This window comes from Burkholderia sp. WP9 (assembly GCF_900104795.1).
GTDB lineage: Bacteria > Pseudomonadota > Gammaproteobacteria > Burkholderiales > Burkholderiaceae > Paraburkholderia.
The window spans coordinates 2,835,490-2,856,348 of the sequence record NZ_FNTG01000002.1; the positions used below are offsets into that span (position 1 = coordinate 2,835,490).

A 20,859-nucleotide genomic window follows, 5' to 3' on the forward strand; every position below is an offset into this window, starting at 1 on the left:
CACGTCATTTGAAACGCAGACTTTTCGGTTATGAACATCTCTTCGGGTAACAAGCGCCTCGCTGCGGACAAAACCGGCTATGACGCCGCCGACGAAGGCGAGGAGCAGTCCGGGCGCTGGCTGATTTCCTACGCCGACCTCATCACCACCCTCATGGTGTTGTTCCTTGCGCTCTACGTGCTTCAGCTGGCAAAAACGCGGGAACTGGAAATCAAGGCGCTGGAGCACCACGCAGCGGCAGAGGCGCCGGCCGCCGGCCACGTCCAACCGTCCCAGACCGCGGCACCTGCGCCGGATGTCTCGAAGAAGCGCTTGCTCGCTCTACTGGAGTCGCTTCAGGACAACCGTCAGATTACGATTTCAAATGCCGCTCAAGGCGTTGAGATTGCCATCAACGCAAAGATTCTGTTCAACTCGGGCGACGCGCGCCTATTGCCCGAGTCATTCGACGTGTTGAACCAGATTGCCCAGGTGTTGCGTGACCGGTCGAAGAACAACATTCTGGTGGAAGGGCATACGGATAGTGTGCCTATCTCGACGGCGAAGTACGAATCCAATTGGGAGCTGTCTTCCGCGCGGGCAGGCGCGGTGGTGCGCTTCTTCGCCGACAGAGGCATCGAAGCGCACAGAATGGCCGCTATTGGCCGCGCCGACAATTTCCCCCTGATTATCGGCGACGACGCGGCCGCACGCGCCGCGAACCGGCGCGTGACCATTCTCGTCGAGTACTGAGCGGCTTTTCCATTCGCGCTAGTCACGGCGCCTTCGCGGGCATGAACTTGAACGAAGGCGTCGGCACGAAGGAACCCGATACGTCGCCCGACATCACCTGGCCGCCGTCGATGGTCAGCTTCATCACGGGCGCGCCGGGTTTCAGATTCAGCTTGTTAAGCGGCACCCAGAACGTATCGGGCCGCGTCGACGAATCGAAGTAATACACGAGATTCTTCTGGTCGGACACAGTGCGCCAGATCGTCGATGAAATATTCGGCTGACCCGGCGTAGTAATTCCCAGCGGCACACTCACGGCGCGCATCACACTCATCACGCCGGCCGCAGCCTGAAACGCATACGACTGTTGAGGCACGCCGGCAATATAGTTGGGATCGAGGTGCTTCGGAATGGCATCCATCAGAAACGATGCGCGCACGAAGCGATCCGCCGCGCGATTCGTGCCCGGCAGGAAGGTGAGGCCGCCGACGCCTCGCCAATAGGTGTCGAGGGCGAGCTGTTCGCTATAGATAGGCGAATTGGTCATGATCTTGAATGCCTTGCCGTGATGGATCACGAGCTTGCCGTCGAGATATTCGAGAATCGCCGAATCGCCCTGCGAATCCGAGAGCGCGAGGTGCAACGTCAACGGTTTGCCGTTGGGCAAGGGCGGTGCAATGATCTGAAACGGTTCGCGGCCGAGCGCATCGACTGCCTCGGCCACCGTGGCGAAATTATCGAGTGCATACTGCGCCCAGAGACTGATCGACATGAGCGGGCGCGACGCGTCAGGTTTGCCATAATCGGTTTCGGTCAAATAGAGCACGTTGGTCACGAGGCCGCGTTCGTTCATGCCGTCGACACTGCCGATTTCATAGCCGGATACGACCACGCTGCCGTATTTCGACGTCCAGTGCGGCGTGCGCGGACCCGCTGCGCCGTCGCGCTCGATCCCGGCGGGAAAAACCCAGAGGTTCGAGCGCATGTCTTCGGACCAATCCATCGAGCGCCCGGTTATCACCGTGCCGTCGTCGCCCACGTAGAGCGCGCGCGTGCAGCCGTTGGCGAGCGACGAGGCGAATAGGGCAAGCGCAGCGAGGACCGAACCGGCCACGGCATAACGGAGCTTGCGAAGCACACCACACATGACGATCTCCTTGAAACGGGCCCATGGGTATCCATTTCGAATCGGCGGGGCTTGCCGCCAAGGAGAGAATAACGGATTCGTCGAGCGATGCTCAACCTGCGGCCAGCACGTTTAGCGCACGGGCGTACCACACGGCACGTGCGTCACGAGGCGCGCTTTCAGAATAGCTGGTGACGTCCATTCGAGGCACCTGCTCAACCGCCCGCATAGAGTGTGCGATTCAGGTTGGCAAGCTGACCGTCGTTCTCCGCCTGCACGAGTTCCTGGCGAACCTGTGCCCGCGTTTTCTGCGCGCTGGCGGCTGCGTTTGCGGACCATTGCGGCTGCTGGGCCGACGCGATCTGCGAAGCATTCACATTGTCAGCGGGAGCCGGCAGCTCCGCGGCGTGAGCAAGACTTCCGAGCACACTGGCAGCCAGAGTAAAAGCGATCATAGAAACTTTCATATCGTTCTCCTTGAACGGTTGGATAAGAGACGCCCGCAGGTCGGAAGCAAGGGCAGTGGTCAGTACTTGCTGGATTGCGATCGCTTCTGTGAAGCGGCGTTGATGTATTGAACCGTGCGGGCGTATCTGGCATGTGTCGGGAAAGCCGCGAATTGCAAGCTTGTGTATCGCCCTAATTCGCCGATACATTTCGACATGAAATCGTGGCTATTCCTTTTGCGCGAGCAATGCCTGAATCTTCGCTTCAGTCTGCGCATAGGCGCCTTCGCCGAAATGGGTGTAGACGATTTGCCCTTTTTTGTCGATCAGATAGAAGGCCGGCCAATACTGGTTCTCGTAGGCGTTCCAGGTCGCGTAACGATTGTCCTGGGCGACCGGATAAGTAATGCCGAAGCGCTTGAGCGCCGACATGACGTTGTCGGTGTCGCGCTCGAACGGATACTCGGGCGTATGCACGCCGATGACCGTCAGCCCCTGGTCTTTGTACTTCTGATGCCAGCTCTTCACATAGGGCAGCGTATTCACGCAGTTGACGCAGGTATAGGTCCAGAAGTCGACCAGCACCACCTTGCCGCGCAGTTGCTGCAGCGTCAGCGGACCGCTGTTGAGCCAATTCGAAATGCCGGTGAATTCGGGCGCGGGCGCATGGTTTTCGAACGGGTCCGCGGCGAGGGCAATGCTGGCAGCGGTTGCGGCGGCAATCACCGTGACGGCGGCGAGGGTTTTGATCTTGGGTCGGCAGAGCATGTCAGAGTCCTTTCAGGAAGAGGCAAGGAACGGCAATTCGCGCTTCAGCCGCGAATGACCGTATTGGAGCGTGCGCAGGTATCTGGCTTGTGTCGTCCAATCCGCGCGAGTGCAATGTTGTGTATCCGGCCGCCGTCCAGATACACTGCGACACAAATCGCCGTGCGCGCCAGGCTATAAAGCAGGCATTGCCAATCACGGAGAGCATCATGAGCGCCGACTTGCTGCATGGGTCCTGCCACTGCGGGGCCGTCAGATTCGAAGTGCGAACCCCGATCGTCCCCGCCGGGCGCTGCAACTGCAGCCTGTGCCGTCGCAAGGGCGCATTGATGACGCCGCTGTTTCCGGCGAGTCAGTTGAAGATTCTGAGCGGCGAAGATGCGCTGACGCTCTATCAATTCAACACGCGGGTGGCGCGGCATTTTTTCTGCAAGCACTGCGGTATTTATCCGTTTCATCAGACGCGCAAAGACCCGCTGCAGTGGCGCGTCAACATCGGTTGCCTGGAAGGCGTCGATCCGTATAGTCTGGAAGCAGCGGTTGCCGACGGCGCCAGCCTGTCCGTGCTGGAGGACGCATGAAACGCCTGCTCGCCATCCTCGTATTCGTATCCGGCGGTCTTGCCGCCGAACTGGCGCATCCGGTGCACTGTTCGCTGGTGGGTGCGAGCCGGACGCAGGTAAAACGCCAACGGAGATGATCCATTGATGGAAACGATCGACCACGTGCTGATCGTCGACGACGACCGCGGCATCCGCGAACTGCTCGCCGGCTACCTCGAGAAGAACGGCATGCGCGTCTCGCTCGCGGCGAACGGACGCCAGATGCGCGCGGTGCTGGAGCAAGGCGCGCCGGATCTGATCGTGCTCGATCTGATGTTGCCCGGCGAGGACGGTCTGGTGCTGTGCCGCGAGCTGCGGGCGGGCAAATTCCGTGCGGTGCCAGTGTTGATGCTGACTGCCCGAAACGAGGAAGCCGATCGCATTGTGGGTCTGGAGATGGGCGCCGACGACTATCTGCCCAAACCGTTCGCCGTGCGTGAGCTGCTCGCCCGCATTCGCGCCGTGCTGCGCCGCGCGCGCATGCTGCCGCCCGGCATGCAGGTGACGGAATCCGCACCGATGCTGGCCTTCGGCGACTGGCGGCTCGACACCACCGCGCGCCATCTGCTCGACGCCGAAGGCACCATGGTGGCGTTGAGCGGCGCCGAATACCGCTTGCTGCGCGTGTTTCTCGATCATCCGCAACGCGTGCTGACGCGCGATCAACTGCTGAATCTCACGCAAGGACGCCAGGCCGATCAGTTCGACCGTTCGATCGATCTGATGGTGAGCCGTTTGCGCCAGCGCCTGCGCGACGTCGCGCGCGAGCCGCGTTACATCAAGACGCTGCGCAGCGAGGGCTATGTGTTTTCCGCGGCGGTGACTGCACTCGAGGACCCCCAATGAGCCGTTGGTCATGGTTGCGCTGGCCGCGCACGCTGTTCGCGCGGCTCGCGCTGATTCTTTTCGTCGGCCTCGCGCTCGCGCAGACGCTGTCGTTCTGGCTCACGCTGACCGAACGCGACCAGACCATGACGAACGTGATGATGGGCTACATCGAACGCGAAGTGAGCAGTTCGGTGGCGCTGCTCGATCATTTGCCGCCCAATGAGCGCGCGCAGTGGCTGCCGCGGCTCGCGCGCCGCAGCTACGAGTTCATCCTCGGGCCGGGCGTGCCCGGCGGACCGGTCGATGCGCGTCTGTCCGCGCGGGTGGCGCAATCCATCGCGGACGGCATCGGCACCCGCTATCCGCTGACCGTGAATGCAGTGCCCGGTGACAACGAGCGCCTGCAGGTTCATCTGCGACTGAGCGACGGCTCGCCGTTAACGATCGATATGCGCCCCATGTCGGGCGCGCCGCTGTCGCGCTGGCTGCTGCTTGTGCTCGCGCTGCAGCTCGCGGTGCTGGTTGCGTGCTGCTGGCTGGCGGTGCGGCTCGCGACGCGTCCATTGCATCAGTTGGCGGTTGCCGCGGATACGCTCGGCCCCGACCTGAAGGCGGCGCGTCTGCCGGAAGACGGACCGTCGGAAGTGTCGCGCGCCGCGCGCGCATTCAACGCGATGCAGGACCGCATCGCTACCTACATGACCGAACGCATGCAGATTCTGGCGGCGATTTCGCACGACCTGCAAACGCCGATCACGCGGATGCGCTTGCGCGTCGATGTCATGGACGACGACGAGCAGGGCGCGAAGCTGCGCCAGGATCTGCATGAGATGGAAAGCCTGGTGAAGGAAGGCGTGACCTACGCGCGCACGCTGCACGGCGCGACTGAAGTGCCATGCCGCGTCGATCCCGACGCGCTTCTCGACAGCCTCGTTTGCGACTACGTGGACGCCGGCCAGGCGGTCAGCCTGGAGGGACGGCTCGGCGTTTCGCTAATGACGCGTCCGCAGGCATTGCGCCGCATACTCGGCAACCTGGTGGACAACGCGCTGAAATTCGGCGGCACGGCCGAGATCACCGCGAGCACCTTGCCCGGCGGGCAGACGCTGATCGCGGTGCTCGACCGTGGCCCCGGCATACCGGCGGAGTCGCTGGAGGCGGTGTTCGAGCCGTTCTACCGGCTCGAAGCCTCGCGTAATCGCGACACGGGCGGCACGGGCCTGGGTCTTGCCATCGCACGGCAACTTGCCATGGCGATGGATGCGACGCTCTCGCTGCACAATCGGCCCGGCGGCGGTCTGGAAGCGCGTTTGACGTTGCGGAACGTGCGCTAGACAGGTTCTCGTTCGAGCGTCGCCGCGCCGGCAGCGTGGCGTCAGCAATCGAGTATCACCGCGCCGGCAGCCCGCCCTCAGCGATCGAGCGTCAGATATTGATGCAGCGACTGGATCGCCGCAGCGCCTTCCCCAACCGCGGCCGCAACACGCTTGACCGAGCCGCTGCGAACGTCGCCCACCGCGAAGATGCCGGGCCGGCTCGTCTCCAGATAATGCGGAGGACGCTCGGAAGGCCACTGGTGGAGCGCATCGGGGCCCGTCAGCACAAAGCCGTGTTTGTCGAGCGCGACGCAATCGCCGAGCCAGGCGGTACTGGGTTGCGCACCGAGAAACAGGAACACGTGACGGATCGGTTTTTCCTCGAGGTATCCCTGAGTGTCCCATTTGATCGACTCGAGCTGTGCTGCGCCGTTCAGTTCGACAATCTGCGTGCGCGAATGAACGGTGATATTGGCGGTCGCTTCGATCCGTCTGATCAGATAGTTCGACATGCTCGACTGGAGTCCGTCGCCGCGAATCGCGATATGAACGTGCCGCGCGAATCCCGATAGAAACACGGCGGCCTGGCCGGCTGAATTGCCGCCGCCGACGATAACCAGTTCTTCGTTATTGCAGAACGCGGCTTCCATGAACGTCGCGCTGTAGTAGATTCCGCGGCCTTCGAATTGTTCGAGGCGCGGCAGCAGCGGTTTCCGATAGCGCGCGCCGGTTGCGATGACGACCGCGCTGGCATACACGTGCTCGTCGTAATTGAGGCGCAGGTGAAAGGGCGGCGCGCCTTCGCATTCAATGCCGAGCGCCTCGATCGGCACGCCGACTTCGGCGCCGAATTTCCGGCATTGAGACAGGCCGCGGCCGGCCAGGGCCTGGCCCGAAATGCCGGTCGGGAATCCGAAGTAATTTTCAATCTTCGAGCTGGTGCCGGCCTGGCCGCCCGGTGCCTTCGTGTCGAGCACCGCCACCCGCAATCCTTCGGAGGCCGCGTAGACCGCAGCCGCGAGACCGGCCGGCCCCGCGCCGACCACGACCACGTCGAACCGCTCGCCGTTCAGCCGGTCGGGACTCAGGCCGATCGCGTCGGCCACTGCCCGGTTGGTCGGCTGCTTGAGCACTGCGCCTTGCTGCGTGATGATCACCGGTATGTCGGCTTCGGTCGCGTCATAGCGTTCGAGCAGCGCGCCGGCTTCTTCGTGTTCGACGATATCGAAGTAGGCGAAAGGCTGAGCGTTGCGGCTCAAGAAATGCCGCAGAGCGAGCGTGCTCCATGATGCAGAACTGCCGATGACCAGAAGCCCCCCATGCTGATCCTGAATGAACGCGACACGCCGCAGGATATAGGCACGCATGATCGTTTCGCTCAGTTGCGCCTCCGCGACGACGAGCGCGCGCAGTGATTCCTCGTCGATCACGATCACCTCGCAATCGCTGATGGCGCGTGCGGTCGAGACCGCGCCGCGGCCCGCGAGCGTGCCCACTTCGCCGGTGAAGCTGCCGGGGCCGTGCTCGCCCAGAACGTGGCGCTTGTCTCCGGCGCCGCGCGTGACTTCGATCGCTCCGGAGACGATGGTGAACATGGGGATGTGCCGGTCGCCTTCGGAGAACAGCATGTCGCCCGCTTTCAGGCGGCGCCGTTCACCATAGCGCTCCAGCACCGCAAACTGACCTTCATCGAGCCTCGGGAAAATCTGATGGTGACGGCTGCCGCCTGCCACCAGGTCTTCGAGTCTGCTTGACGATTTATGACCCATTGCATGTTCCGAATAGAGGACGCGTAGTGCGACCGTACGTGAGCTTGCCGCCAGATATCGCACCGGCGCAAGCATTCTGCATTACCGGAAACGAAGGCGGACCGCAATATCCGCAGAGATTGTGCGCCTGAGTCCGGTGCTCGGTAAAGTGCGGAAAAGAGGGGTATCTTGCTCGCGGCGCGCATCGGCAAAACGATCACCGTGATGATGCTGCTCACACTCTTCACGTTGTCAAGCCGTGTCCCGACGACGAAAAAAATCCTCCGCGAATTTCTTTTCTTTATTTATATCCGCGTTGCATGGATTGTCCCGTCACCTCAGGTATATATCTTCACATCAATTAGCTTCTGTCATATCTGTCGAGGTAGATTGTCCTCGAATGTTTTTCCGGAGAGCATCACATATGGTCAAGCACCGAATCCGTGCTGCCTTCCTATGCGCGGTAATCGCGATGTTTGCGCAGACATGTCGGGCGCAGTACACCACCGACTGGTTGGCGAACACATTCGGCACGCTCGCCGCGCACGTGGGCAACACAGCGCGCTCGATGTGGGTCGCGCCTGAAGGCGTGATCTACACGGCTTCACTGTGGGACGAAAACGCGGGCGGCGTCGCGATCTACCGCAACGCTCAGAGCATCGGCTCGATCGGAACGCATGCCGACTTTCAGGGCAGCGCCATTACCGGCAATGCCACGTCGATCTTCGCAGCGTTGCAGTACAACAGGTCGTTCGGCAGCGGGTCGGTTGGACGCTACAACCGGGCCACGCAAACGCGCGACCTCGTCATTCCCGTCAGCGTGTGGACCGGCATACCGCATGCGGATGTCATCACCGGCCTCGCGACGGCGGGCTCGCTGCTGTATGCGAGCGACTTCTTCGGCAATCGCGTGCGGGTCTTCACGACCGACGGCGTCTGGCAGCAGGACATCAAGATAGCGAGTCCCGGCGCACTGGCGCTGGATAGCGCCGGCAATCTCTGGGTCGCGCAGCAGAGCGCGGGCACGATCGTCCAATTCAGTCCGGCTGGCGCGTTGCTGAATACGATTCAGATGCCCGCTGCGTCGCGGCCGTCCGCGCTCTATTTCGATGCGGCGTCCGGGCAACTCATGGTCGGCGACCAGGGGCCGGACATGAACATCAAGCGCTACACCATCGCGGGCACGCCGACGCTCGCCGGCACGTTCGGCATTCAGGGCGGTTATCTCGACACCACCAGCGGTATCAAAGGTCAGGTGGGCGACAAGCGCTTCACACGCGTGGTCGGCATCGGCAGGGACGCCGCCGGCAACCTCTATGTGCTGAACAACCCGTGGGGCGGCGGCTGGGACCTCGGGCGCAACGGCGCCACCGACCTGCACGCATACGACACCGCCGGCAATCTCGAATGGAAGCTGCAGTCCCTCAACTTCGAGTCGATCGCGGCGCCCGATCCGTCGACGGACGGCGCCTACTTCTACAGCGGCATGCACATTTACACGGGCACGGCGGGCGGCACGTTCGTCGCGAACACGGTCGATCCGTTCACGTATCCGTCCGACCCGCGCCTGAACATGAACGACACGCAGCGCGGCCAACACTTCGGCCAACTGGTCACGGTCGGCGGCAACCGGATTCTGGTGGCGTCCGGACAGAACCCCGGCATCTTCAACTTTTTCCATTTCAACCCGGCGAGCGGCTATATCGCGATACCGGACGTGTCGATTCCGGGCACGGCGTTCAATACGGACCGTCAGGTCACGGGCGGGTTTTGCATCGACAGCAGGGGCGACGTGTGGGCCGGTCTCGACCGCACGAATCACATTTATCACTATCCGCTGAGCGGTTTCGACGGTAACGGAAAACCTTCGTGGGGTCCGGCGGTCACGATCTCGATTCCGCAGAGCATCCGGCCTCTCACGCGCATCATCTACCTCGCGGAGAGCGACACCATGATCCTTGCGCAAGGCATAGCCGGAAGCTGGGACTGGACGGCCATGCAATCGAGGATCGAGGTGTATCACGGCTGGAGCGCGGGCAACACCACGCGGCCCGATCCGGTGATCAATCTGACCAGCGCCAATCCCAAGTCGATCACGGCGGCGGGCAATTATCTGTTCGTCGGCTACGTGCATACCGTGCCCAATATCGACGCCTTCAATCTCACTACCGGCCAACTCGTCACCACGCTGGTCAATTCGAGTCCCGCAACCGTGGATGTCGGCAACGACGTCGATTCGATGTACGGCCTGCGCGCGTATCTCAGAGCCGCGGGCGAGTACGTGATCACGAAGGACAACTACAACGGTTCCAGCATCGTGGTGTATCGCTGGACGCCCTGAGGCCGTGCGCTCGTGCGCCCGGTGATTGAACGACACCCTATCGGATAAGATACGGCCCGCGCCGCATTTTTCCGAATAGAAGGAGTGTTTTCAATGATCCAACCGAGCAACGTATTCAAGGACAACCTCGCGCAGATGCCCGGCATCGAGGGCATCGCGCGTATCGACCTGGTCGACGGCAAGGGCGCCGTGGTGGCCAGTATCGAGAACAAGCCCGGCAAGCAGGGCTCGCTCGCGGTGTACAACTATCTGCAGCAGACGTTCGGCACGCTCGACGCCAAGGCCGCCGAACACGGCCTCGTGGTGTTCGCCGAGCACACCGCCGACGCGCGCAATCGTCCGGGTGCGCACCCGAACGTCGACATCCTGCTCGCTATCGCGGCGGGCGGTGAAGCGCTGCGTATCGACGTCGCCGCTGCAGGCTGAAGGCTATAATTTCGCCACCTCACCCGGAAAGCCCTCTCTTCGATGTCGAGCATCGCCAAGCTTCTCTCCATACTCGAACTCTTTTCCGAAGGGCGGCCCTTTCTCTCCGCGGAAGAGGTGGCTGCCGAGCTCGACTGCTCGATTCCCACCGCCTATCGCTATGTGCGTGAACTGGTCGAGTCGGGCATGCTGGTGCGCTTCTCCGGGGGCGAATATGGACTCGGTCCGCGCATCATCAAGCTCGACTACAACCTGCGCATGTCCGATCCGCTGCTGAAGGTGGGGCAACCCATCATGCGCGAACTGAGCGAGCATTCGGGCTTCGACGTGGTGATGTCGCGCTGGTACGGCGACGAACTGGTGGATACGCACCGCGAGAGCCTCGATTCGAAGCTCGATCTGCGCTATGGGCGCGGGCGTCCCCGGCCGTTGTTTCTCGGCGCCGCGCCGAAGGCCATTCTCTCGACCTTCCCGAAGGCGAAGCTCGCGCTGCTGTTCGAGCGGCACGCCACAGACATCGCAACCAGCGGGCTGGGCCCGAGCTTCGAAGACTTTCGTTCCGCCTTGCACAAGATTCGCCGGGCAGGTTTCTATCTGTCGAAGGGCGAACTCGAAGCAGGCGTCTCGGCTATCGCCGCGCCGCTTTTCACCGACGATCAGGGCGAAGCCGTCGGCTCGCTCGCGCTGATCGTGCCCACGCCGCGGCTCGAATTCGTGAACCTCGACCGGCTTGTCGAATTGATTCGCGAAGCCGCCGCCCGCACGTCGCAGCGCACGCGCGCGGTGATTTCCGGCTGAGCGCGTTGCCGGCGATGTGTCGGTGTCTACGCCGGCAGCGCCACGCTGCCGTGCCGACTCATGTTGCGTCACGCCGGCACTCCGCCACGCGCCGCCACGCACCGCCACGCCGGCTGATCCATCGCCACGTCGCTTCACGCAACGGCATCGCCACGCATCAGGCGATGCCCATTCGCTTTGCCATCTCCGCTTCCCACTCCGCGCGCGGGCGAAAGCCCGGCAACCCGCGCGCATGCCGTTCCACCGATGCCATCAGTTGCGCATCGGGCAGCGAGAAATCCACGGCCACGCGCATCGGCTGATCCACGTACCACGGCGTGTCGATAAACAACTCCAGCCGGTTTCCCTCCGGATCGCGCGCATAGAACGAGATCGCGTTGCCGTGCGTGACCGGCGTGATCTCCTTCGCGTCTTCTTCGATAAAGCGCCGGTAGAAGCGCTTCAGCGACGCCAGGCTGTCCGCCTCGAATGAAATCTGGTTGATCGGATTGAACGCGAGGTGCTCGGGCCTGCCGCTCGCCAGCACGATCTGATGATGCACGGCCGGATCCCGGCTCAGGAATACCAGACGTACGTCGCCACGCGGCGTCGACAGACTGCCGCGGTCGGTCACGGTGAACTCCAGCACGCGTGTGTAGAAGTCTTCGACCCGCGCCATGTCGCTCACGTAAAAGCCCATGTGGCTGAGCGACAGGCCGGGGCGCCTGGTCTTGGTCGATGTCATGTCTTCCTCCTTGGTAGTGATAAACCCTGATAAAAAGTATCTTGTAGATCGCGTTTTTATCAGTGTATTCTCAAATAACGATAAAAACATCAAAACAAAAGCCAAATTTTTCGAAGCGATCGTTTCTTTTTATCCACGGAGCAACATGAAACTCGTCAGCTTTTCCACCCATGAAGGACCGTCCTTCGGCATCGTCCGGGATCAATCGGTGATCGATCTCGGCAAGCGCCTGAACGGACGCTTTGCAGATCTCAAGGCCCTGATCGCCGCCGATGCGTTCGACGAAGCCCGCCGCCTCGCGACAAGCGGCGCGAGCGACTATCCGTTGAACGAGGTGACGCTCCTGCCGGTCATCCCGAACCCCGCCCAGATTTTCTGTGTGGGCCTCAACTATGCGGAGCACGTGAAAGAGACCAACCGTGAGACGACCGAGAACCCGGTGATCTTCATGCGCGTGCCGGCCTCGCAGGTCGGCGCCGGCCAGCCGATGCTGCGGCCGCCCGAGTCGACGCAGTTCGACTACGAAGGCGAGATTGCCGTGATCGTCGGCAAAGGCGGGCGGCGCATTGCCGAGCAGAACGCGTGGGAGCACATAGCGGGCTACGCCTGCTACAACGACGGATCGATCCGCGACTGGCAGCGCCACACCGGGCAGTGGGGGCCGGGCAAGAACTTCTACCGCACCGGCGCATTCGGTCCGTGGATGGTGACGAGCGACGAGATCGAACCCAATGCCACGATGATCCTGAGCACGCGCCTGAACGGACAGGAAGTGCAACGCGCCACGACCGACATGCTGATTCACGGCATCGCCAGACAGATCGCCTATCTGTCGACCTTCACGCCACTCGCACCCGGCGACGTGATCGTGACCGGCACGCCGGGCGGCGTGGGCGCGAAGCGCAATCCGCCGCTCTTCATGAAAGCGGGCGACGTGGTGGAGGTCGAAGTGGACCGCGTCGGCATTCTGTCCAACCCGATCGCCGACGAGGCCTGAGCGCGTTCGGCCGGCGCGCTGGCGGGTTCGCCGCGCCGGCCCATCATTGAAGGCGGAAATCCATGTCACAGCCAATCCCCAACCCCGACGCCTGCGAATACGACGTCGCCGTGATCGGCCTGGGCCCGACCGGCGCCACGCTCGCCAACCTGCTCGCGCTCGACGGTTTGCGCGTGCTGGTGCTCGAACGGGACCAGGACATTTTCGCGCTGCCGCGAGCCGTGCACTTCGACGCGGAATGCATGCGTGTATTCCAGACGATCGGTCTCACCGATACCTTGCTGCCGAACCTGTTCGTCGGACCCGGCATGAAGTTCGTCGACGCGGCCGGCCGCTTGCTGATCGACTGGCAGCGGCCTACCGGCGTAGGTCCGCTCGGCTGGTGCGCGAGCTACAAGTTCCATCAGCCCGATCTCGAACGCGCTCTGCGTGCGCAGCTCGCGAAACAGCCGACCATCGACGTGCGCCTGCGGCACGAAGCCTTCGCGCTCGATCAGACCGCCCACGGCGTTGCGCTTCGCTTCGAAGACACCCGCACGGGCAAGCTCGGACGAGCCACCGCGCGCTACGTGGTGGGCTGCGATGGCGCGCGCTCCATCGTGCGGCGCTTCATGGGCACCGAACTCGACGATCTCAAATCGCACGAGCGCTGGGTCGTCGTGGATGTGTTGCTCGACAAGCCGCGTCCCGACCTCGGCGACTACTCGATCCAGTATTGCGACCCCACGCGGCCGAGCACCTATACACGCGGGCCGAACAATCGTCGCAGGTGGGAACTGATGGTCATGCCATGCGACGACACGTCGAAGCTTTCATCGCCCGAGTGGCTGTGGGACAAGCTCGCTCGCTGGGTGACGCCGGCCGATGCCACCCTCGAACGTTCAGCGGTATACACGTTTCACTCGGTGGTGGCGAAGGGCTGGCGCAACCAGCGTCTGCTGCTCGCCGGCGACGCCGCGCATCAGACGCCGCCGTTCATGGGGCAGGGCATGGCGGCCGGCATCCGCGACGCGAGCAACCTTGCGTGGAAACTCGCCGCGGTGATTCATGGCGAAGCGAACGACACGCTGCTCGATACCTACGAATCGGAACGCTCGCCGCATGTGCGCGAGTTCATCGAGACCGCCGTGCAACTTGGCGCGGTAATCCAGACCACGCCTTCGCACCCTGCCGATCCCGATGCCGCTGCCGGCGAAACGAGCCGGGCGATCCGCGCTTTCGTGACTCCGCAGCCGCTGCTGGGCGAGGGCGCGCATCTCGGCCCCGCTCAGCCACAGGCAGGCAGCATCGCCGCGCAGCCGCGACTGTCCGATGGACGCCTGCTCGATGACGCCGTCGGCTACCGCTTTGCGCTCGTGGCATTACCGCAAATCCTGCATGACCAGCCCGGCCTCGCCGAACTCGCGGCGCTCACGGACATGGCGCTTGTCGCCGATGGCTCCGCGGCGCTCGGCGCGTGGCTCGCGGAGATCGGCGCGAGCGCCGTGCTCATCCGGCCGGATCGCTACATACACGGCGTGGCCCATGACGATGCATCGTTGCAGGCATTGCTGTCGCACGCGTTCGCGGCTTTGCCGACCGAACACGCTTGAAGGTGTTGCCGGCAGTCACATACGTACTGGCCAGTAGAAGCCAGACACTCATATCGGAGGAGTCAATGGAAGCAACCCAACACGAAGTCAGGGCGGCGCAGCGCGCCGCGTCTCGCGGCATTTCCCGCGCGCAGTGGAAGATGATCCTCATCGCGAGTCTCGGCGGCTCGCTGGAGTTCTACGATTTCATCGTCTACGGATTTTTCGCGCATTACATCGCCGCACAGTTTTTTCCCAACGCGTCGTCGGTGATCAGTTTGCTGTTCTCGTTTTCCGTTCTTGCGATCGGCTATGTGATCCGTCCGCTCGGCGGCATCGTCCTGAGCAGCTGGGGCGATCGCTATGGGCGCCGGCCGGTGTTCCTCGTGTCCATCGTCGTCGTGACGGCGGCCACGATATGCCTGGGGCTGCTGCCCAACTATCAGAGCTGGGGTGTCACGGCGTCGATCCTGCTCATCGTGCTGCGCATGTTGCAAGGCTTTTGCGTGGGCGGCGAGATGCCCGGCGCCATCACGTATGCCGTGGAGGCCGCGCCCGAGCGCGCCGGTCTGGCTGCGGGGATCATCATCTGCGCGGTCAACGTGGGTGTGTTGCTGGCGACGCTGGTGAACCTCGCCGTGCAGACGTTTCTCTCCAGCGCCGACGCCGCCGCATACGGCTGGCGCATCGCGTTTCTGTTCGGCGGCGCGTGCGGGATCGTGTCGTACTGGATGCGGCGCAATCTCGACGAGTCGCCTGAATTCGAGCAGATGCAAGGCGCCGTCGCGAAGCAGCCGTTTCGTGAGACGCTGCGCAATCACAGCAGAGCCGTGCTCGCCGGCGTCATGTCGATTGCGGTGATGGCTGGCGTCAATGGCATTCTGTATGGGCACATGCCGGCGTTTCTGGTTCAGCAGCTGCACTATGCGCCGCGCGCGGCGGCCATCGCGCAGAACGCGTACCTCGTGGTCAGTTCGTTTGGGCTGCTGTTCGCGGGCTGGCTGGGCGACAGAGTTCCGCGCCGGCATCTGCTGCGCCTGTCCGCCCTGTTGCTAATCGTGCTGAGCTATCCGTTCTATGTCGCGCTCAGCACTCATACGGTCGACCCCGTCGTGCTTTTCGTGCTGGCAGCGCTGGTGTTTTCGCTGGCAAGCGGTACGTGGGCGTCGGTCCTCGCCGATCACTTTCCGGTGCAGATCCGTTTCAGCGGCATTGCGCTGTCGTATAACGTTGCGGTGGTGATGTTCAGCGGATTTGCACCGTTGCTCGCGACAGTTCTGATCCGCGAGACCGGGTCGCTTGCGGCGCCCGCGTATTACGTGATCGGCGCTTCGGTGGTCACGTTGCTGGCGAGTCTTGTTTTGCCGGGAAGGCCGGCGCTGGCTGCGAGTGTGCAGCACGTTCATTGATCGACGGATTCGGGCCTGGACGTACTTCGAGTCCAACGCCTCTCACGCGAAGCGAAGGCGCTTGGACCGCAGGGCGAGCGTTGCGGGCGCGGTGAGTTCTTGTGTTCCCGCTTTGCAGCGCTGAATGAAAGCGGACACATTGCACTACCGAGCTGTCCCGCTCGTCAATTCGCGCGCGATGACCGGTGGCTTTCTTGATCTGGCGCAAAGCCACGACACTGCGCAAGACCGCGGACCACCGCGGCAAGCTTGACCAGCAAGGCGTTGCGCGCTGCTCACGGGTTTGTCGCCGCATCCTCGAAATATTGCGCGCGCGGCATCGAATTCGCGCGTTTCATCGCAGCGAGAACGATGGGGTAATGCGGCGTCAATCATCCAATGTGCGCAACCGCGCATAGCAAAGCACGCAACATTGCTTGCGCAGCCGCCGCAATGCGCGCGCTCGCGAGTCGTCCGTCTCAAGCTTGCAACATGCCGGACCGCGCACAGTAAAAGCTACTTCACCTGTCAAGTTGTAGGCATATTTGACCGGAGCATGCGTCAAACCATTGCCAGCCAACGGCTCTACGGGTTTTCCACCGTCCGGAAACGCCGCCGTCTTGTCTGACGAGAAGCCTCCGCCAACGCACTGTCCGTGTCTCAAATCCGAGTCATCGCGTGTTGCGAACTCGCCGTAGCACCCCGCGCCGAACCTCCAACCGTTGCCCCGCAAGGCTTTGAGGCCTCATGGCACAGCCGTTGCAAATAGAGAGTCACAAAGCGAAACACGTTGCCGCCGGGAAGCAGCAACCAGAAGCAGCAAGATGCACAGACAACACAACTCCCGGCAGCAGCAACAGTCTTCGTGAATCGCGTTCGGGGAAGTCCACGCGTTTTACGGGGTGCGGCGGGGCCAACGAAAAACGGATGTCGATAAACAACGACACGGGTGATCGGTACGGGGTATCGGCCACTCGTGATCGTGACGACGTAAAGCGCTGACCTCGCCACTTTTTCCGTCCTCGTGACGGGCTTGAACGCCACTTCGGCACGCCTGTTTTCAGGCAGCTGCAGGCGGCATAAACCGAAGTCAACTTTCACTCTACGGGGGTTAGCATGAAGAACGTGATCCAGAAATTTCTGCGCGAAGAAGACGGTGTGGCAGCGATCGAATACGGCCTGCTGGCCGGCCTGATCGCAGTGGCGATCGTTGTGGCCGTTACGGCGCTGGGCACTCGGTTGAGCGCTATTTTCGGCATCATCACAGGCTCGTTGGCCGGCGTGGTCGCCCCGGCCTGACGCGGCAACAGGCGCAAAGCCGATCGCTCGCCCTGGCTCGACGGTCCTTCGGGACAGGGTAGCGACGGCCCCGTGCCGAACGATTCGACTCCAGCAAAGAAGGGCAATTCGATCCTCGAAACGGAGCGGGCAATGAACGGGGTTCCTTTTCCGGTTGGGCCGTGCGTGTTGGCGCTGGTACTCGTCGCCGCACTGTGGGACATGCAAACGCGCCGGATTCCTAACTGGTTGGTCGCGGTTGGATTGATCGTCGCGATACCGGTGCAATGGTTCACGCATGGCGGTATCGACGGAATGACGATGTGGTTGGGCGGCATGCTGGCCGGCGGCGCGATTTTCCTGCCGGGCTACGCTATGCGGCTGCTGGGCGCGGGCGACGTGAAGCTGATGGCGGCGATCGGCGCCTTCTGCGGCGCTTACGGCGCACTCGAAATCGGTTTGGCGACCTGTGTGATCGGTGGAATCGGGTCGCTCGCCATATGGTTGCGGCGCCGCCAGATGCGCGCCGGACTCGGTGGAATAGCGGCACTGCTGATCGACTGCGCGACGCCGGGAAACGGCGCGCTGCGCAGGTCGGGCAGTGTGGCTGAAAGCAGTGCGACGGGGACCATGCCGTACGGGGTTGCAATAGCAATAGGCAGCGCATGCGTGTTGTTCGCAAGCGTGTGACGCGTGCCAGGGCAGGACACAATTCGGGGGTTGAAAATGAAAAACGCGCGCGCTGTAACGATGCTGCTGATCGCGACGCTGGCGGGCCTCACCGCCGTGGTGTTCGCCTCGCGCTGGATGGTCTCGCAGTCGTCGAATGCCACGACCAAAGTCGTGGTGGCGGCATCCGACATCAATCTCGGTCAACGGATCGGCCCGGATTTCCTCAAGCTCACCGACTGGCCGTCCAATAGCGTGCCGCCCGGTTCTTTCACCGACATTCAAAAACTCGACGGCCGCGTGCTGAAGGAAAGCCTGCTGCATGGCGAGCCGATTCTCGAGGCGAAGCTCACGCCGGTCGGCACGCTCGGCGGCCTCTCGGCGGTGATCGGCGAAGGCAAGCGCGCCATCACGGTGCGCGTGAACGACGTGATCGGCGTGGCGGGTTTCGCGCTGCCGGGCAATTACGTCGACATCATCGTCAACACGCAGAAGGATGGCCGCGATCCTGGCGCAACGCGAGATCAGAACATCTCGAAGATCGTGCTCGAAAAGATTCTCGTGCTGGCTGTCGCGCAGGAAGTGGGCCGCGACGAGACCAAGCCGAAGGTGGTCGACGCGGTGACGCTCGAAGTCTCGCCGGAGCAGGCCGAGAAGATCGACCTCGCACGCAGCATCGGCACGCTTTCTCTCGTGCTGCGCAACCAGATCGATCCTAAGGCGATCGACACCGCCGGCGCGACCAAGGCCAGCCTGCTGCAAACGCCGGTCGCCGTGGCGCCCGCGCCCGAACCGAAGCCGGTGCACATCGTGCGCAAAGTCGTGGCGCGCGCACCGTCCAACTGTGTGCGGGTGCTCGACGGCGCCGACGCAAGACAAGAATGTTTTTGACAGGCTCGAGCCTGCAAGCCGTGACCGATGCGTGACTGACATCCAGACCAGCACGCAAAAAAATGCGGCACATAACGGGGGTAGGACATGAACGCCAGAACGACTCAGCGCGCCAACGCGCCGCAGCACCCGCTCGGCCCACGCGAAGCGAATTCGCGCTCGCCACGGGGCCGCACCCGGATCGCCGAAGCTTGCACCGGTGTGCTGCTCGGCATGTATCTGACCATGCTGCCGGTGGCGCAAGCGGCCGGTCAGAACGCCGCAGCGGGTGTGCCTGGCTTGCCCGACGTGCCGCTCACGGTGGCCTCGAACGGTTCCGTGCGTCTGACCATCGCCGCCAACGGCATGAGCCCCGGCGCTTCGTCCGGCGGCGCGCAGCAAGGCGGCCGCGGACCGAATTGCAGCGGCCCGGTCGCCGAACATAGCTCGGTGACGATCCCGGTCGGCAAATCCGCCATGGTCGATGTGCGCGAACCGGTGAAGAGCCGCACCGTCGGCAATCCGTCGATCGTGCAGGCCATGCTCGTGTCCCCGCAAACGCTTTATCTGCTCGGCTCCGATGTGGGCACCACCAACATGATCGTGCAAGGCCGCAGCGGCTCCTGCACGATCATCGACGTGAGCGTCGGCGCGGATCCGGGCGGCCTGCAACAAACGCTGGCCGCGCTGATGCCCGAGGAAACCGGCATTCAGGTGAAGGCCGCCGCCGACACACTCGTGCTGACCGGCACGGTCTCCGACGCGGTCAAGGCCGAACGCGTGCTCGAACTGGCGCGCGCCTTCGTGGCGCGTCCGACCACCGCATTGCAAGGCGCCGCGCCGATGGGCAGCGGCCCGTTGCCGGTCGGCGCCGCGCCGCGCGCCATGGGCATGCCGGCGCCGTCGCTCGGCAGCGCGAGCGGCGAGCGGATCATCAATATGATGCATGTGGCCGCGCCGCAGCAGGTCATGCTCGAAGTGAAGGTCGCCGAAGTCTCGAAGACGCTGATCGACCAGCTCGGCGTGGCGGCCAACATCAACGGCGGTATCGGCAGCTGGAGCTTCGGCTTGCTGGCCGATTACCTGTCGGGCGGGCTGAGCGCGCTGACCGCATCGAAAGCGAACAACGCGCCGCTCAAGATGGCCATCGACGCGCAGAAAACCGACCAGCTCGTGAAGATCCTCGCCGAGCCGAATCTGATGGCGATCAGCGGCCAGGAAGCGAGTTTCCTCGCGGGCGGCAAGGTCTATATTCCGGTGCCGCAAAGCAACGGCTCGGGCGGCACCACCATCGTTCTGCAGGAAGAGCAGTACGGTGTCGGCCTGACTTTCACGCCGACCGTGCTGGAAGGCGGACGTATCAACCTGAAGGTGTCGCCGGAAGTCTCCGAACTGTCGTCCACGGGCGTGGTGGTCAGCGCCGGCAACTCGAACACCACCTCGATCCTGCCGCTCATCACCACGCGCCGCGCTTCCACCACGCTGCAGGTGTTCGACGGCCAGAGCTTCGCGATTGGCGGCCTTCTGAAGAGCAACGTGACGGGCTCGATCAAAGGTCTGCCGGGCGCCGCGGAATTGCCCGTGCTCGGCGCACTGTTTCGCAGCACGAGCTACGAGCAGGACAAGACCGAACTGGTGTTCGTCGTGACGCCGCGTCTCGCCAAACCGCTGCCGCAGCACTATCCGCTGCCGACCGACGGCTTCACCGACGCCAGCGAGGCGAACGTGTACCTGACCGGCCATATGGAAGGCACGAAGCGCGCCGCGCCGGCCGCGGGGGCGTCGGCACCGGCGCCGGCTCAAGCACCGGCACCCGCGCCTGTTCCCGCACCGGCTCCCGCTCCGAGCGCGGCCGCATCCGTGGCTGTGCTCCCGGCCTCGCCGGAAACCAGCGACTCACACGCCTCGCAGTAATGCGCGGCCTACCGGAGATCGACATGACCACCACCAAGACTCTGATCCGCACGGCACTGTGCGCCGGCTTGAGCGCCGCGCTCGCCGGCTGCCTGAGCTCCACGCCGCACTGGGACGCGACGTTCGGCGACTCGGTCAACCAGATCAAGGAAATGCAGACGCTCAATCCGAACGCCTCGGCGAACACCGATCCGGTCGCGGGTATCGACGGCAAGGCGGCCGCCGCGGCGCAGAAGAGCTACGCCAAGTCGTTCACGGCGCCGCCCGCGCCGACCAATAACTTCACGATCGGCATCGGCTCATCGAGCTCGTATTGAAGCAGCACAACCAGGCGGCCC

21 protein-coding genes are annotated in these 20,859 nt (G+C 63.3%); 16 read left to right on the plus strand and 5 right to left on the minus strand.

The window, feature by feature from the left end; translation table 11 throughout:
* Positions 1–30 precede the first annotated feature (30 nt).
* Positions 31–732 carry an OmpA family protein gene (locus BLW71_RS33760; RefSeq protein WP_091807400.1) on the plus strand — a complete coding sequence of 234 codons (702 nt, stop codon included), beginning with the start codon at positions 31–33 and terminating at the stop codon, positions 730–732.
* 22 nt (positions 733–754) lie between these two features.
* On the opposite strand, the gene BLW71_RS33765 is transcribed toward BLW71_RS33760, so the two are convergent.
* From BLW71_RS33765 to BLW71_RS33775, 3 genes are all read right to left on the minus strand, one after another.
* A complete protein-coding gene (locus BLW71_RS33765) occupies positions 755–1,858 on the minus strand; it encodes a linear amide C-N hydrolase (protein ID WP_091807403.1) in 1,104 nt (367 codons plus the stop codon).
* 194 nt (positions 1,859–2,052) lie between these two features.
* On the minus strand, positions 2,053–2,304 hold the full coding sequence (locus BLW71_RS33770; protein ID WP_091809197.1) for a DUF4148 domain-containing protein: 252 nt from the start codon (positions 2,302–2,304) through the stop codon (positions 2,053–2,055).
* 207 nt (positions 2,305–2,511) lie between these two features.
* Positions 2,512–3,051 (minus strand): thioredoxin family protein, encoded by a 540-nt coding sequence (locus tag BLW71_RS33775; protein WP_091807406.1) that lies wholly within the window; start codon positions 3,049–3,051, stop codon positions 2,512–2,514.
* Positions 3,052–3,260: 209 nt separating this feature from the next.
* On the opposite strand from BLW71_RS33775, the gene BLW71_RS33780 reads away from it, so the two are divergent.
* Genes BLW71_RS33780 through BLW71_RS33790 form a run of 4 tightly spaced genes read left to right on the plus strand, consistent with a single transcriptional unit; the run spans position 3,261 to position 5,815 of the window.
* Positions 3,261–3,632, plus strand: coding sequence for a GFA family protein (locus BLW71_RS33780; protein ID WP_091807408.1), 372 nt, complete (start codon positions 3,261–3,263; stop codon positions 3,630–3,632).
* Positions 3,629–3,751 (plus strand): hypothetical protein, encoded by a 123-nt coding sequence (locus tag BLW71_RS42455; RefSeq protein WP_286162180.1) that lies wholly within the window; start codon positions 3,629–3,631, stop codon positions 3,749–3,751. The genes BLW71_RS33780 and BLW71_RS42455 overlap by 4 nt, the downstream gene beginning before the upstream one ends.
* A 7-nt stretch (positions 3,752–3,758) precedes the next feature.
* A complete protein-coding gene (locus BLW71_RS33785) occupies positions 3,759–4,499 on the plus strand; it encodes a response regulator (RefSeq protein WP_091807411.1) in 741 nt (246 codons plus the stop codon).
* The gene (locus BLW71_RS33790) at positions 4,496–5,815 is read left to right on the plus strand and encodes a sensor histidine kinase (protein WP_091807413.1); all 1,320 of its coding nucleotides are present in this window, start codon (positions 4,496–4,498) and stop codon (positions 5,813–5,815) included. Before BLW71_RS33785 ends, BLW71_RS33790 begins: the two co-directional genes overlap by 4 nt.
* Before the next feature lie 77 nt (positions 5,816–5,892).
* On the opposite strand, the gene BLW71_RS33795 is transcribed toward BLW71_RS33790, so the two are convergent.
* The gene (locus tag BLW71_RS33795) at positions 5,893–7,566 is read right to left on the minus strand and encodes an FAD-dependent oxidoreductase (RefSeq protein ID WP_091807415.1); all 1,674 of its coding nucleotides are present in this window, start codon (positions 7,564–7,566) and stop codon (positions 5,893–5,895) included.
* A gap of 403 nt (positions 7,567–7,969) precedes the next feature.
* Here BLW71_RS33795 and BLW71_RS33800 point away from each other — a divergent pair, with 403 nt between their 5' ends.
* The 3 genes from BLW71_RS33800 (at position 7,970) to BLW71_RS33810 (ending at position 11,110) form a co-directional block, all read left to right on the plus strand.
* Positions 7,970–9,886 (plus strand): SMP-30/gluconolactonase/LRE family protein, encoded by a 1,917-nt coding sequence (locus BLW71_RS33800; RefSeq protein WP_091807418.1) that lies wholly within the window; start codon positions 7,970–7,972, stop codon positions 9,884–9,886.
* Positions 9,887–9,979: 93 nt separating this feature from the next.
* Positions 9,980–10,312, plus strand: a complete 333-nt coding sequence (locus BLW71_RS33805) for a DUF2322 family protein (protein WP_091807421.1) — start codon at positions 9,980–9,982, stop codon at positions 10,310–10,312.
* A gap of 42 nt (positions 10,313–10,354) precedes the next feature.
* The gene (locus tag BLW71_RS33810) at positions 10,355–11,110 is read left to right on the plus strand and encodes an IclR family transcriptional regulator (RefSeq protein ID WP_091807423.1); all 756 of its coding nucleotides are present in this window, start codon (positions 10,355–10,357) and stop codon (positions 11,108–11,110) included.
* A gap of 157 nt (positions 11,111–11,267) precedes the next feature.
* Here the strand turns inward: BLW71_RS33810 and BLW71_RS33815 are convergent, their stop codons facing one another.
* On the minus strand, positions 11,268–11,834 hold the full coding sequence (locus BLW71_RS33815) for a VOC family protein (protein WP_091807425.1): 567 nt from the start codon (positions 11,832–11,834) through the stop codon (positions 11,268–11,270).
* 145 nt (positions 11,835–11,979) lie between these two features.
* On the opposite strand from BLW71_RS33815, the gene BLW71_RS33820 reads away from it, so the two are divergent.
* The 8 genes from BLW71_RS33820 (at position 11,980) to BLW71_RS33855 (ending at position 20,838) form a co-directional block, all read left to right on the plus strand.
* Complete coding sequence (locus BLW71_RS33820) at positions 11,980–12,831, plus strand: fumarylacetoacetate hydrolase family protein (protein WP_091807427.1); 852 nt, start codon at positions 11,980–11,982, stop codon at positions 12,829–12,831.
* A 62-nt stretch (positions 12,832–12,893) separates the two neighbouring features.
* Positions 12,894–14,423 carry a bifunctional 3-(3-hydroxy-phenyl)propionate/3-hydroxycinnamic acid hydroxylase MhpA gene (gene mhpA, locus BLW71_RS33825; protein ID WP_091807429.1) on the plus strand — a complete coding sequence of 510 codons (1,530 nt, stop codon included), beginning with the start codon at positions 12,894–12,896 and terminating at the stop codon, positions 14,421–14,423.
* Between the two features lie 65 nt (positions 14,424–14,488).
* Positions 14,489–15,811: an MFS transporter gene (locus BLW71_RS33830; protein ID WP_091807432.1), complete on the plus strand. Its 1,323-nt coding sequence runs from the start codon at positions 14,489–14,491 to the stop codon at positions 15,809–15,811.
* Between the two features lie 1,095 nt (positions 15,812–16,906).
* A complete protein-coding gene (locus BLW71_RS33835) occupies positions 16,907–17,089 on the plus strand; it encodes a Flp family type IVb pilin (protein ID WP_091807435.1) in 183 nt (60 codons plus the stop codon).
* A gap of 132 nt (positions 17,090–17,221) precedes the next feature.
* Positions 17,222–17,758 carry an A24 family peptidase gene (locus BLW71_RS33840; RefSeq protein ID WP_091807437.1) on the plus strand — a complete coding sequence of 179 codons (537 nt, stop codon included), beginning with the start codon at positions 17,222–17,224 and terminating at the stop codon, positions 17,756–17,758.
* Positions 17,759–17,794: 36 nt separating this feature from the next.
* On the plus strand, positions 17,795–18,628 hold the full coding sequence (gene cpaB / locus BLW71_RS33845) for a Flp pilus assembly protein CpaB (protein ID WP_091807439.1): 834 nt from the start codon (positions 17,795–17,797) through the stop codon (positions 18,626–18,628).
* Positions 18,629–18,715: 87 nt separating this feature from the next.
* The gene (locus BLW71_RS33850) at positions 18,716–20,521 is read left to right on the plus strand and encodes a type II and III secretion system protein family protein (protein WP_091807441.1); all 1,806 of its coding nucleotides are present in this window, start codon (positions 18,716–18,718) and stop codon (positions 20,519–20,521) included.
* A gap of 23 nt (positions 20,522–20,544) precedes the next feature.
* Entirely contained in the window at positions 20,545–20,838 is a 294-nt protein-coding gene (locus BLW71_RS33855; protein ID WP_091809200.1) for a hypothetical protein, read from the plus strand.
* Positions 20,839–20,859 lie beyond the last annotated feature (21 nt).